This window comes from Cyanothece sp. BG0011 (assembly GCF_003013815.1).
In the GTDB taxonomy this organism is placed as follows: Bacteria; Cyanobacteriota; Cyanobacteriia; order Cyanobacteriales; family Microcystaceae; genus Crocosphaera.
Map to the genome: position 1 here is coordinate 1 of NZ_PRLH01000029.1, position 12466 is coordinate 12466.

The following is a 12466-nucleotide window of genomic DNA, read 5'->3' on the forward strand; positions in this document are numbered from 1 at the left end:
TAATTAATCGTGTTTTATTTTCTATCCATTCTTTTAAAGTTGATAGTTCTAAACTGCGTCCATAGTTACATCTTAAGTTTGGTGCTTTGGTTAAATCAATAATCTGGAATTGATTATTATTTCGTAAAGAATTGGTTTGTTTTTTATCATTGATTAGAATTTGATCACAAATATGAATATTTCCCTCATTGAACTGTACAGAATAACCAAAATTATCACCTTGAGTAATCCGATATTTTCTTTCTAACTTGGAACGTAAATTATTTTTATTGATGTCTTCATCTAATGTTTCACCTAGCTGTTTCCATAATTTAGCAGCTTCTTTTTTGACATGAGATTCACTGCAATAAAAATTCTCTGCTATTTGATGATATTTTTGTCTTTGCCAAACGCCTGTTAAGATAGCTTCTTGTATAGATGTGAGATATCTTCCCGTTTTTTCAAAAATCAAATTATCAACATACTGTAAGGCATCGTTAATATTGTTCATAGCTATATACAAGCATAATTAATACCCTCTTCATAATATACTAAATCCTACCTTATCAACCATATATACTCAATTAGTTCCGAATAGGGGCTAAAATTGGGTACTAAATTCTATTATTTATATTGATCAAAGCCGACAATTATAGTGTAATTTACAAGAACAATACATTTTATGCACAACTTAAAGTTAATTGTAACGAAAGTAGGTAAAAGAAGAATTAATGTAGATACTTTTAGGGTCAAAATTTGACCCTATTGTATATTTTTAAAAAAGTATAACAGTAAAATTGATGAATATTTTTAATAGAATGTGGAAATACATAACTAAATTTGGACAAAAAACTCGATATAAGAAAAAAAATAATATTAATCAACACACTCATTGGATAGAGCTAGAAGATGTAATTAATTCTATTCAAGGATCTGTTAGAATAGCTAATACAAAAATTGAAACCAAATTATCAGAACAGGAAACAGTTACATACAATTATATAATTAAAGAATTTAAAATTGAGCTTCCTGTCGAGTTGAAAATTTCTCCTATTACTAGAAAAACTCAAGTACGTTTTCTGTCAGGAATTGAGAAATTTATAAATTCTAATAACGACAAAAAAATTACTAAGATTCAATTTTCGCTAGGGATAACACCAAGTTTTATTAATAAAAAATAATTAATCAGGGGATTTTGATACGATCAGGTTCCTGTTTCCTTGTCCTAAAATTTCATCTATCAGTACAATAAGTGCAATGTATGTTAAATCCCGTATGTAATTTTGTACTTATTTATTCTCGGCTTCTCATTGGGCATGATACTCCTTCTCTGGAACCGTTATCGCCTAAAAGCTCAATTAAAAGACGTTTTAACTGCATCTCCTGATACAGAAGAGTTATTAGGTGCTTTACCGGCATTAACCCTCATTAAAAGAGAAATTGTTTATATTCAACAACGATATGACCAACAGCAACAAGAATTAAATTTAAAACAGCATATTTTAGAGATTGCCCCGATCGCTTATTTACGAGTCGACGAAGAAAATCAATTATTATGGTGTAATCAACAAGCTCAGAGCCTATTACAGATTGATCGCTGGCAACCGGGACAAATTCGTTTACTACTGGAATTAGTTCGCTCTTATGAACTCGATCAACTCATTGAACAAACGAGACAAACTCAAGCCCCTCAAGTCAGTGAATGGACGTTCTACCCCCCTAATTATGTGTCACCAAAGGCCGAAAACCAGAATTATGAAACAAAAAGCCTAAATAGTAGTGCTGTGGCTTTAAAAGGCTTTGGTTATCCCCTACCCCAAGGACAAGTCGTGGTTTTTATTGAAAACCAACAACCCTTAGTGGAGTTATCCCGTTCGAGCGATCGCTCTTTATCCGATCTCACCCATGAGTTACGAACCCCCCTAACTTCCATTGCTTTGGTGTCTGAATGGTTAGAAGGTCGTTTACAGGACCCAGAACGTCGTCGAGCGACCCAAATGCTACAAGAAACCTACCGTCTCATTAATTTAGTCGAAGATTGGTTAGAATTGAGTCAATTACAAGAAAATCCTCATCAAACTTTATCCTTAGAACCCATAGAGTTAACAGAAATTTTGTTAGCGGCGTGGCAAGTGGTAGAACCCCTCGCCCAACAAAAACAAATTAATTTAACCCTTCAAGGATTAGAAAAGGTAGCATTTTCTGGCGATCGCTCTCGTTTAATCCAAGTTTTTATTAATCTTTTTGATAATAGTGTCAAACATAGTCCCAATGACAGTCAAATTATAGTCAATCTGATTGATAATCCAGAAAAACAAACCATAAAAATTAGTCTTTTAGACCAAGGAGCAGGCTTTTCAGAAAAGGATTTACCCCATATTTTTGATCGGTTATACCGAGGCGATCCCTCCCGAACTCGACAAGGGGTGAGGGTGACGGTTTGCGCTCAGGAAGCGGTTTAGGACTCGCGATCGCTCAAGAAATTATTCAAGCTCACGGGGGAACTATTACCGCCAAAAATCATCCCGATACTAAAGGAGCTTGGATAGAAATTTTATTAACCAAAAGCCCTTAAACCTTTGGTGAGTTCTTAACTTTTTAAGTCTAAATTATACCCTTCAAAAATAAAATTATGTTGCAATTTGTTGTCATTATGATCAAAACAACGTTATGGTAGAAATAGGATTAAATTAATTTTTAAATAAATATTACATATAGGTTAAGAATAGTGTTGTGACTCTCTCTTCTTCCGATCATTATCCCGAAAACACTCACTTTCAACGGTGTCTGAGAAGACTTGAACAAGAAGTATTGCGCATGGGAACTTTAGTAGAAGAATCCTTTCGACTGAGTCACCACGCCTTGTTTGAACGAGATATTGATGCAGCCCACAAAATTGCCATTTTAGATAAACAAATTGATCGTTACTATCGCAAAATCGAACTAGATTGCGCCACATTAATGACCTTACAATCTCCGGTGGCTCAAGATTTACGCTTATTAAGTGCGTTTATGCAGTTGGTCAGAGATTTAGAAAGAATTGGGGACTATGCCAAAGATTTAGGAGAAATAGCTATTAAACTATTCCCCTATGAACCCCACGATTGTATGAACGACATTGCAGCTATGTCTAACCATGCTCAAATGATGTTAGCCACCAGTTTAGTGGCTTTAGCAGACCTAGATGCAGGAGCCGGAAAACGGGTTAAAAAGTTAGACGATACCGTGGATGATGCCTATGAGCATCTTTATAATCGCTTAGCCCATCAGCAAAACATCCTGGGATTGCTCGAACCGTTTTTACTCCTGGCGTTGATGATTCGCCACTTAGAACGAATGGCCGATCATGCAACGAATATTGCTCAGCGTGTTTCTTATATTGTCACTGGTCATCGAGGCTAATTATTTTCTCACCACGAACCAGATCGTTTTCCTCTACACTAGGAAAGACAGATAATTTTAAACAAACTTAGAGATCAAACTGTGTTTAAACATAATTGGTTACTTTCTTTAGTGGTGAGTGTAGGAGTTTGGCAGTTCGCGGTTCCAGTGATGGGACAAATGCTTTTACCCTATACCCCTCAACTGAATGCAGAAGAACTGAAACAACAAGGTTTAGAAGTGGCTGAAGAAGCGGCCCAACTGATTCGCTTCCAACAACATGAGCTGGCCCTATCCCGGGCCAAACTAGCCACTCAGTTAGCCCCCAATGAATACCAACCTTGGTTTATTTTAGGAACCCTATATATTATCAAACAAGAGTTAGAACCAGGGGTGAACGCTTTAGAAAAAGCCCTCGCCCTACAACCTGAAGAAGTGGGAATTAAATTTACCCTAGGAAATGCTTACTTTCAACAAGGGAAATATCAACAAGCGGCCACGGAACTCGAAGAAGGATTAAAGATTAAACCCGATGTCCCTTCGGCTCAGTTTGACCTAGGAAATGCTTATTTTAAATTAGGGCGCATGGGAGAAGCGATCGCCGTTTATCAAAAAGCCATCGATCAACAAGAGGATTTCTGGCCCGCCGTTAATAATATTGGTTTAATTAAGTACGAACAGGGAAATATTAAAGAAGCCATTCAACATTGGGAAAAAGCCCTCGACATCGATCCAGAACAAGCAGAACCCTTACTGGCCTTAGGAGTCGCTTTGTATGTTCAAGGACAACAACAAAAAGGGTTTGAATTAGCAGAAAGCGCCCTGCAACTCGATAGTAGTTATGGGGAACTGCAACATCTTAAGGACAATCTCTGGGGAGAAAAATTACTCAAAGATACCCAAACCTTCTTTACCACTCCTAAAATGCAATCGGTTTTTAGTCAACTCGATGGGGCATCTTCTACCATCACCGGAAATGAACAACAGACTAGGGATCGTTAACTAACCGTTATCTATCCCCCAGGAATGACCCCTAGGGGTCTTCCTATCGAGGATGATTCGTTATAGTGGTTAAAATCTGATTAACAAATTGTTCATGATCCACCACCGGTTTAGAAATATAACCATCGGCCCCACTTTTTTCTAAGAAATGTTCGCGATCGCCTTCCATGGCGTGGGCAGTCACTAAAATAACAGGTAAATTAGCGGTTTTTGGATCTGCTTTGAGAAATTGGGTAATTTTGATCCCGTCAACGGACTCCCCTTGATAAACACTATGAGAAAGAGACACATCCATCAAAATAATATCCACTTCCCCTCCTTGAGCAATTTTCATCACTTCCTCTACGTCTTCTGTCCCTTTAACAGTTAAACCCCCTCGTTTGGTGAGAATTTTTGAGAAGACGCGAAGATTAATGGGATCATCTTCTACAATCAAAACTGTGGTCATAGGTATTTATTCAACCTCTTGTTATTCTTGGGAAAAATTCTCAGACTCTAGTTTATTTTACCCAGATGACAGGGTTAACATAACAATCGTCATTAATTAGACTTTGACAAAAAGTGTTTAACAGTTTCATTAAACGCTGAGGGTTCCACTAAAAAAGCCCAATGATTGCCAGGAACTTCTACAATTTCTAACTGTTTTAAATAAGTTTTATAGGGTTTCAGTTGCCAGGCGGTTCGATTCAGTCCTTTTTCGGGTTTAATAAATAAGGTAGGAATATTAATGTCTTGAGTGAGTCCTGCATATTTCATCACTTCTTCAAAAATTTCATCTCTGGCTTGTTTAATAAATTTACTCCCCCATTTCCCTTCTTCTTTTTCTTCCATTCCTAACTTAAAGACTTGCTGCTGTAAAGGAGTCCAACCTTGATATTGCTTCAATCCACGGGCCAAGGTTTCTGCTTCTTCGTAGCTGTTGAATGGCCCAATTACTTTTAAAAAGGGTAAGGTTTTGTAGAGAATGGGAAACGTTAGTTTAAACCATGAAGGCATTTTATCAATAAAAAAAGGATCAATTAAAATCAAATCCTTGAATCTTTCTGGTTGTTGTGTTGCCCAAATAGTTGCGAGTTTAGCCGACCAAGAATGAGATATAATATGAGCAGATGACCAACCTAAATAATTCATCAATTGGTTTAAATCGGCAATATAATCCGAAAATTTGTAGCCTGTTTTCGGTTTACCACTGTCTCCATGACCTCGAAGATCCGGGGCAACAATATGATAATCTTCGGCTAAATAATCCCCTAAACTAGACCAGACAAGGGCATGATCCACTAACCCGTGTAATAATAATAAAGGTTTTGTCCCTTGATTCCATTCTAGATAGGACAATTCCACTTGAGATAATTGAATAACTTTACGTTCAACCATTTACAAGATACATTCGACTAACGGTTTAAATAAAGAGACAAACTCAGACTGATTAACTACTAAAGAAGGGATGGATTTGTTGCCATAATTTTCACCTATGGTCAAAGGAAAGAGATCCCTATCTTTTAAGAACAGAAAGCTGCCTCCGGCTGCTTGAACAATGACCCAAACCGCCGCAATATCCCAAACTTTAGGGGTTGCTTCCACGCCGCCCACGGCAGCCCCAGAAGCCACTAATAATAGATTATAACTAGCGACACCAATCATCCGAATTTTACAAGGAAACGGCTTTTGTAAGACCTTGAGACTACGGGCGCAGAGATTAAATAAATGACTGTTTGTCGGGGTGTCTTCACTGGTGGTAATAGGTTGACCGTTGCAATAGGCCCCTGTGGGACCTGTTAACCCTGAGTCTCCGTACCAATAACCGTAAAAAGACTGTTTGAGGGGGGGAAGGTAGACAAACCCAAAGACGGGGGTTCCACGGTAGAGTAAACCCAGAGAAATGGCCCAAATGGGAACCCCTCTGGTAAAGTTGGTGGTTCCGTCGATGGGATCAACGATCCAACACCAATCTTGATCCGGAAAAATATGAGTGGTTTCTTCGGTTAAGATTCCATGACTGGGAAATTGTGAGGCGATCGCCTCTCGAATGGTTTGATCGGCCCAGCGATCGGCTGATGTCACCAGAGAACCATCGTCTTTTGCACTTGGGGAAACCTTTCCCGCTTTTTCTATTAGGGGATCTGCGATCGCTGTGGTGGTCTTTTGACAAAAGTTTAAGACCTCAGACCAAAATTGTTCCATCTTATCCAATCGAAAAAACCTGTATTCAAGATATCTTCTCAACCATAGAAGGGATGAGACCAGAAAGCAAGTAAAAATACTTAATTTGTCTACCAATTCTCAGGGTTTGAGATTACCAGAAAACTTCCTGGCCAAATATTTATAAAAGTGTTATGCTAGTAAGCAATTTTTAAAAGCCTACCATATTCACGATTTTATTTGAGTTAAATTTATCCACGTTTGAAAATAAACATAAGAGTTTTTCAATGTTATCAACTGATACAAAAAAAATTACCATTTTTCGTAATTATTTAATTCTCATGGCAACCCTTGCCATGTTAATCACCGGATTAGGGGATCTGTTTAAACATCCGGATCGATTAGGACAACGCGATCGCCTACAAAATTATGGTCGTTTTGTCACTGGGGTTGTGGTTAACCAAGCTCAGAAAATTGGACGATAAAATTGCTTTTAAGAGGCACTTTTATCGATAAAAACCTCTTTTTCTAAGGTTTTTTGCACTTCTTGCCCTAATAATTTTCCTAAAGATTCCATATCTTCTAAGTTTCCTAAAGCTTCCATGGGAATTTTAATCGAAACCGTCACCCAGGGAACTCTTTTATCTTTTAATTGGGCTTTTTGATCGGCCAAAAACCATTGATAGGGGGCGTAGTGACCACCACCTGGCCAAGCATACCATTGAACCACAGCATAGGTTTTATTATTCCACGCTTGAAACCAACGGGCCGTAATTGAATGATTGGGGTTGATGGTTGAGGGAAATTTAAGGGTTTGATAACTATCGGTTTTCCATTTTTCTATTCCTTGTAAATCCACCCATTCTACTTCTGGGTGATCTTTATAATATTTTTGTCCTTTTAAAGCAATAACAACAGGTTTTTGTCCAGGTTTCTCAATAATTTGAAACGACCAAGGATAATTATTAATGGACAGTTTTTCTTGACCAATGGTCGTCCATCCTGTTAAGTTTAAGGGGGTCTCAGGGATCTGTCTCATCTGTGCCACTTCTGGAACACGAGGCAAATCCGACCAAGACCATTGTTGGCTAAAATAGCTCGGAACCGCTACAAAAATAATCGCTAAACCGAGAAGACAGAGGATAACCAGTTGAGAAATAAAAAGTCCTTTTTTTAATTTAAACATATCCTTATTGGGGATCATTTTGGTAATTAAACGGTTCCTCAAGATTATCATTATTAGCCTCTTCTACAACTTGAGAATTTCCTGAAAAACGATCCAGTAACCAATTAGTCCCAACAATTGTTCCTAACATTCCCACAGAGTAAAGATCCCCTCCCCAACCTTCATGAAGAATATCAAAGGCGTTATGCATACCGTTACCATGAAAAACCGCTAAGAAGGTATTACGAATAATATTAGCTGTAACGCTAATGGTGACGGCCGATACTAATAATGTAATCACCCGTCCCTTATTTTTCAGATTACCAGTCCAGTCTAAGAGTAAGAGGGTGACATATAAACTGGTAAAAAGCATTTTTAAACCAGCACAATAAGGAGCGACTTCTACGGGAATATTATTAACGTAAAGGTAAATTCCATCTACTTGGGTATTGACTCCCAATAGTGTTAATAAAAACCAAGCGACTGAAGCAATAAATTGTTGTAAGGGTAAGGTATAAGGGGTAATTAAATAAGGAATGGAATTGGGGGTTCCCAAAAAAATTAAAACGAGGGGAAACCAGTTTAATTTTAGTCCGGGTATCCCTTTTAACCAGATCATAATACCGGTAATGACAATGGGAAAAGATTTCGATCAAAGGGGGTATTTTGGAAAGTTTTAAGTTTGTTTGCATTATTAATAACCCATTAATGTTCAATCTAAATCGCTTAAATTAAAGATAATTGTTCAATCACCCAAGTAATTTGTTCACGGGTAATACCAGGATACATAGGTAAGGATAAAATTTGCTCACAAAGGGTCTCGGCCTGGGGAAAATCCCCTAATTGATAACCTAAGCTTTTATAAGCCGGTTGTAAGTGGCAAGGAATAGGATAATGAATACCAGTCTGAATGCCTCTTTCTTCAAGAAACCCTTGTACTTGGTCACGAGACAGAGAAGCGGTTTCTTGAATACGGATAACATAGAGATGATAAACATGACCTTCTTGGCTTTGGTTGTTGATGGGGGTTATTCCCTTATCTTCCCCTGATTTTAACCCTTGATCATAAATTTGTCCTGCTTGATTTCTCAATTGATTCCATTGAGATAAATAGGGGAGTTTAACTTGTAAAATGGCTGCTTGTAGGGTGTCTAAACGGCTATTTTTACCCACTTCTGTATGGTAATATTTTTTTGGTGCGCCATAATTTCGTAACGTACGAACCCTCTGGGCGACTTCCTCATCGGAGGTGATCAGCATTCCCCCATTACCAAAGGCCCCTAAATTTTTACTCGGATAAAAGCTAAAGGCGGCCGCCATTCCCACCGATCCGGCCCAATAGCCTTCTCGTTGGGCTAAATGTGCTTGGGCTGCATCTTCAAAGATGATTAAATGATGGGCCTGGGCAAAGTCTAATAACGCCCTTGGGGAGACCATTTGGCCGTATAAATGGACAGGGACAATGGCTTTCGTTTTAGGGGTAATGGCTTTAGCCGCTAAGTTTAAATCAATAAGAGCAGTATGGGGATCGCAGTCGACTAAAATGGGAGTGGCCCCTGCTTGAATCACTCCCATGACGGTGGCAATAAAGGTATTGGCCGGCACTAGGACTTCATCCCCTGGCAAGATACCACAGGCTTGGAGACCTAAAGCGATCGCATCGGTTCCGGAAGCGACTCCCACACCATATTTAACCCCACTGGCCTCGGCAAATTCTGCTTCAAATTCTTTTAAGGTTTTTCCTAGTATAAAATCCCCCCGTTGCACAACGGCGGCTATGGCTGTTTCAATGTCAGCTTGTATGGGTTGGTGTTGTAGGGTTAAATCGACAAAAGGGACAGTTTGAGAAGATACAATCATTGATAATGGGTTTATTTATAGAGAATGGTTAAAGTTGATGCCTCATTGTATCTTATGAGCCGTGATTAGGGATCGGTTATCCCTTAACCATTACGTTAAATTTTACTTAACTTAAATGTCAGTATACTTTGACTTAGTTTGTCCTAGTTTGTCCACTTTTTGCTCAAAATTAAGAGGGATTATTTTCTATTTTTAGGATCAAAAGCATCCCGTAGACCATCGCCAATATAGTTAATACTTAAAACAGTTAAAAAGATCGCTAAACCGGGAAAAAAAGCAATATGAGGGGCAGTGGTTAGATAATCTTTTGCTTGGAATAACATCTGTCCCCAGGTCGGAACATCGGGGGGAAAGCCTAATCCTAAAAAGCTTAAAGTAGACTCGGTAATAATGGCATTTCCGACCCCTAAAGTGGCTGCTACAATAATCAGACTCAATAGGTTAGGGAGGATATGAATTAATATAATACGGTTAGGTTTTGCCCCTAAAACTACGGCCGCTTTAACAAATTCCATTTCTCTTAATTTTAAAACATTGCCTCTCACCAGTCGCGCCACGGACATCCAATTGAGTCCACCAATAACCAGGACAACTAAGACAAAAATTCCTAATTCTGGACCGGCGACTTTTTTAATAGGTTCTCTGAATAAGTATACAATTAATAATAATAAAGGTAATTGAGGTAACGCTAAAAATAAATCCGTTAACCGCATTAATAAACCATCGATGATTCCCCCATAAAATCCTGCGATCGCTCCGATGGTTGTGCCTAAGAAAATGGCAACTAACATGGCTAAAATTCCCACCGTTAGAGAAATTCTTCCCCCAAATAAAATCCGTGCTAAAATATCTTGTCCTAAGGAATTAGTTCCAAAGGGATGTTCTAAACTGGGTAAATGACTAACTTGAGAAAAATCAATTTCATCGATAGATACTTGATAAATGAATGGACCCATTAGCACCGATAAAATAATAACGGTTAAGGTAATTAATCCAAAAATAGCTAAAGGATCACGTCGAAACTTTTTCCAAATATAATTCCATTCTCTTGTTTGAGTCTTCTCTTGGTTTGATTCAGGGCTGGTAAAAATCATATAACTGCTGTTAAAAGTAATGAACTATAGCATTTCCCATACTCGTAAGGTACACAGGTGATCCCGTTGAGGCAATAGTCAGGAATTAAAAATGTACCTCATCAGAGTGAAAAATTCTATAATTAGTCAGCCGTGACAGATATTTATTGCAAGTTGAGGGTAATTTTATCTCCCCATTGAAGCTGCAATTTTTCCTGTGCATTCCCCCCATTGATAGCAATTTCTACCCAGCCATGACTACCGATTAATGTTATCATTTCTCCTGGGGCAACATCGCTATAGGTTAAACCCGATTTGATGGTTTTATTGTCAACAACAATGAACCATTTTTTATCTTTCACCTGGTGGGACGAAATATTAGTAATTAAGTTGCCAAAATGATCAATATATTGAAGGGAACCTTGTATATTTTTCTCTGTAATTTGAGGAGATACTAAGGGAAAATCCACTAAACTATTAATGGGGATCGGGTTCCCTAAATCTTCTAAAGGAACGCCAGAGGCTAAATAAGCAGCCACTGGGGCAAAAATATCTCGACCATGAAAAGTTGAACTCACATCTTGAACTCTCCAATAGTCAGTATTGGTTAAGGATACGGCTTTGATAGCCTGATATTGCGTCAAAATACCACTAAATAAACCATTATCCGGTCCCACTAAATACCCCTGGGAACATTCAATGGCTACGCTGCGCCTTTGACTACCCACACCGGGATCAACAACCGCTAAAAACACTGTATGTTTGGGAAAATAAGGATAGGCATTCATTAAACAAAATCTCGCTGCCCAGATTTGTTGCGGTGGGATATGGTGAGTTAGATCAATCAGAGGAATACTAGGATTGATCGCAGCAATGACTCCCTTCATGATTCCGACATAACCATCTTCTAAACCAAAGTCGCTTAAAAGAGCGATCGCCGTTATTTTGGATTGTTTGATCATAGGCATATCTGGCACCTTCGATTAAATTATAGTGCTACGCACTGGGGAATGGGGAATGGGGAATGGGCAATAGTTTTAATCTTCCTCTACTCTCCCTGCTCCCCTGCTCCCCTGCTCCCCTGCTCCCCTGCTCCCCTGCTCCCCTGCTCCCCTGCTCCCCTGCTCCCCTGCTCCCCTGCTCCCTGCTCCCTGCTCCCCTGCTCCTGCTCCCCTGCTCCCTACCCCTACACCCTACACCCTTTGCAGATGGTCCCGGATCGCCTTATAGTGATAGGTGATCCCCAGTTTAATAATGCAGTATCGTGAAAAAGATTTCTATCCTTGGCTCGACTGGTTCCATTGGCACCCAAACCCTTGATATTGTTAACCAATACCCCGATCAATTTCAAGTGGTAGGTTTGGCCACTCGTTCTAATGTTGAATTATTGGCCACCCAAGTTAAACAGTTTCGTCCTGAGATTGTGGCTATTTGTGATGAAAATAAACTCGGAACCCTCAAAGATGCCATTGCAAGTATGGACTATTCTCCTATCATTTTGGCAGGAGAGGAAGGGGTGGCAGAAGTTGCCCGTCACGGGGATGCTGAAAGTGTGGTAACCGGTATTGTGGGATGCGCTGGTTTACTGCCTACCATTGCAGCCATAGAAGCCGGAAAAGATATTGCTTTAGCGAATAAGGAAACTTTGATCGCAGGGGGGCCTGTGGTCCTGCCTTTAGTCGAAAAACATGGGGTAAAATTATTACCAGCCGACTCAGAACATTCTGCGATTTTTCAATGTTTACAAGGGGTTCCAGATGGGGGGTTACGACGGATTATTTTAACGGCTTCCGGGGGGGCTTTTCGTGACTGGCCGGTAGAACAATTAAAGTATGTTACGGTACAAGATGCCCTAAAACATCCT

The 12466-nt window shown here is 39.2% G+C and carries 12 protein-coding genes and 3 pseudogenes; 6 read left to right on the forward strand and 9 right to left on the reverse strand.

The window, feature by feature from the left end; translation table 11 throughout:
• Positions 1–490 (reverse strand): annotated as a pseudogene (locus tag C4E06_RS04935) (ATPase); the annotation flags it as partial.
• A gap of 289 nt (positions 491–779) precedes the next feature.
• Between C4E06_RS04935 and C4E06_RS04940 the strand changes: the two are divergent.
• The 4 genes and pseudogenes from C4E06_RS04940 to C4E06_RS04955 all read left to right on the forward strand — a co-directional run bounded on the left by C4E06_RS04940 (position 780) and on the right by C4E06_RS04955 (position 4362).
• Positions 780–1160 carry a hypothetical protein gene (locus tag C4E06_RS04940; RefSeq protein WP_107667074.1) on the forward strand — a complete coding sequence of 127 codons (381 nt, stop codon included), beginning with the start codon at positions 780–782 and terminating at the stop codon, positions 1158–1160.
• Between the two features lie 135 nt (positions 1161–1295).
• Positions 1296–2554, forward strand: a pseudogene (locus C4E06_RS04945) (ATP-binding protein).
• 158 nt (positions 2555–2712) lie between these two features.
• On the forward strand, positions 2713–3381 hold the full coding sequence (gene phoU / locus C4E06_RS04950; RefSeq protein WP_107667075.1) for a phosphate signaling complex protein PhoU: 669 nt from the start codon (positions 2713–2715) through the stop codon (positions 3379–3381).
• A gap of 54 nt (positions 3382–3435) precedes the next feature.
• Positions 3436–4362, forward strand: a complete 927-nt coding sequence (locus C4E06_RS04955) for a tetratricopeptide repeat protein (protein WP_107667076.1) — start codon at positions 3436–3438, stop codon at positions 4360–4362.
• A 43-nt stretch (positions 4363–4405) separates the two neighbouring features.
• On the opposite strand, the gene C4E06_RS04960 is transcribed toward C4E06_RS04955, so the two are convergent.
• From C4E06_RS04960 to C4E06_RS04970, 3 genes are all read right to left on the reverse strand, one after another.
• On the reverse strand, positions 4406–4810 hold the full coding sequence (locus C4E06_RS04960) for a response regulator (protein ID WP_107667077.1): 405 nt from the start codon (positions 4808–4810) through the stop codon (positions 4406–4408).
• A 92-nt stretch (positions 4811–4902) separates the two neighbouring features.
• Positions 4903–5739, reverse strand: a complete 837-nt coding sequence (locus C4E06_RS04965) for an alpha/beta fold hydrolase (protein WP_107667078.1) — start codon at positions 5737–5739, stop codon at positions 4903–4905.
• Positions 5740–6546: an inositol monophosphatase family protein gene (locus C4E06_RS04970; RefSeq protein ID WP_107667079.1), complete on the reverse strand. Its 807-nt coding sequence runs from the start codon at positions 6544–6546 to the stop codon at positions 5740–5742.
• 245 nt (positions 6547–6791) lie between these two features.
• Here C4E06_RS04970 and C4E06_RS04975 point away from each other — a divergent pair, with 245 nt between their 5' ends.
• Positions 6792–6989, forward strand: coding sequence for a hypothetical protein (locus tag C4E06_RS04975; RefSeq protein WP_107667080.1), 198 nt, complete (start codon positions 6792–6794; stop codon positions 6987–6989).
• An 8-nt stretch (positions 6990–6997) separates the two neighbouring features.
• Here the strand turns inward: C4E06_RS04975 and C4E06_RS04980 are convergent, their stop codons facing one another.
• The 5 genes from C4E06_RS04980 to C4E06_RS05000 all read right to left on the reverse strand — a co-directional run bounded on the left by C4E06_RS04980 (position 6998) and on the right by C4E06_RS05000 (position 11564).
• On the reverse strand, positions 6998–7690 hold the full coding sequence (locus C4E06_RS04980) for a cyanoexosortase B system-associated protein (protein WP_198648323.1): 693 nt from the start codon (positions 7688–7690) through the stop codon (positions 6998–7000).
• Between the two features lie 4 nt (positions 7691–7694).
• Positions 7695–8306, reverse strand: coding sequence for an exosortase (gene xrt / locus C4E06_RS04985; RefSeq protein WP_255412126.1), 612 nt, complete (start codon positions 8304–8306; stop codon positions 7695–7697).
• Positions 8307–8395: 89 nt separating this feature from the next.
• Positions 8396–9529 carry a DegT/DnrJ/EryC1/StrS aminotransferase family protein gene (locus C4E06_RS04990; protein WP_107667082.1) on the reverse strand — a complete coding sequence of 378 codons (1134 nt, stop codon included), beginning with the start codon at positions 9527–9529 and terminating at the stop codon, positions 8396–8398.
• 179 nt (positions 9530–9708) lie between these two features.
• Positions 9709–10623, reverse strand: coding sequence for an ABC transporter permease (locus C4E06_RS04995; RefSeq protein ID WP_107667083.1), 915 nt, complete (start codon positions 10621–10623; stop codon positions 9709–9711).
• A 143-nt stretch (positions 10624–10766) separates the two neighbouring features.
• The gene (locus C4E06_RS05000) at positions 10767–11564 is read right to left on the reverse strand and encodes an SAM-dependent chlorinase/fluorinase (protein ID WP_107667084.1); all 798 of its coding nucleotides are present in this window, start codon (positions 11562–11564) and stop codon (positions 10767–10769) included.
• Positions 11565–11866: 302 nt separating this feature from the next.
• Here C4E06_RS05000 and C4E06_RS05005 point away from each other — a divergent pair.
• Positions 11867–12466 (forward strand): annotated as a pseudogene (locus C4E06_RS05005) (1-deoxy-D-xylulose-5-phosphate reductoisomerase); the annotation flags it as partial.

Excerpts from the sequence above, each read along its gene's own strand:
- C4E06_RS04965 (WP_107667078.1), bottom strand. The coding sequence starts at position 5,739 with ATGGTTGAACGTAAAGTTATTCAATTATCTCAAGTGGAATTGTCCTAT.
- C4E06_RS04980 (WP_198648323.1), bottom strand. The coding sequence starts at position 7,690 with ATGTTTAAATTAAAAAAAGGACTTTTTATTTCTCAACTGGTTATCCTC.
- C4E06_RS04970 (WP_107667079.1), bottom strand. The coding sequence starts at position 6,546 with ATGGAACAATTTTGGTCTGAGGTCTTAAACTTTTGTCAAAAGACCACC.
- C4E06_RS04990 (WP_107667082.1), bottom strand. The coding sequence starts at position 9,529 with ATGATTGTATCTTCTCAAACTGTCCCTTTTGTCGATTTAACCCTACAA.
- C4E06_RS04975 (WP_107667080.1), top strand. The coding sequence starts at position 6,792 with ATGTTATCAACTGATACAAAAAAAATTACCATTTTTCGTAATTATTTA.
- C4E06_RS04940 (WP_107667074.1), top strand. The coding sequence starts at position 780 with ATGAATATTTTTAATAGAATGTGGAAATACATAACTAAATTTGGACAA.
- C4E06_RS04960 (WP_107667077.1), bottom strand. The coding sequence starts at position 4,810 with ATGACCACAGTTTTGATTGTAGAAGATGATCCCATTAATCTTCGCGTC.
- C4E06_RS05000 (WP_107667084.1), bottom strand. The coding sequence starts at position 11,564 with ATGATCAAACAATCCAAAATAACGGCGATCGCTCTTTTAAGCGACTTT.
- C4E06_RS04995 (WP_107667083.1), bottom strand. The coding sequence starts at position 10,623 with ATGATTTTTACCAGCCCTGAATCAAACCAAGAGAAGACTCAAACAAGA.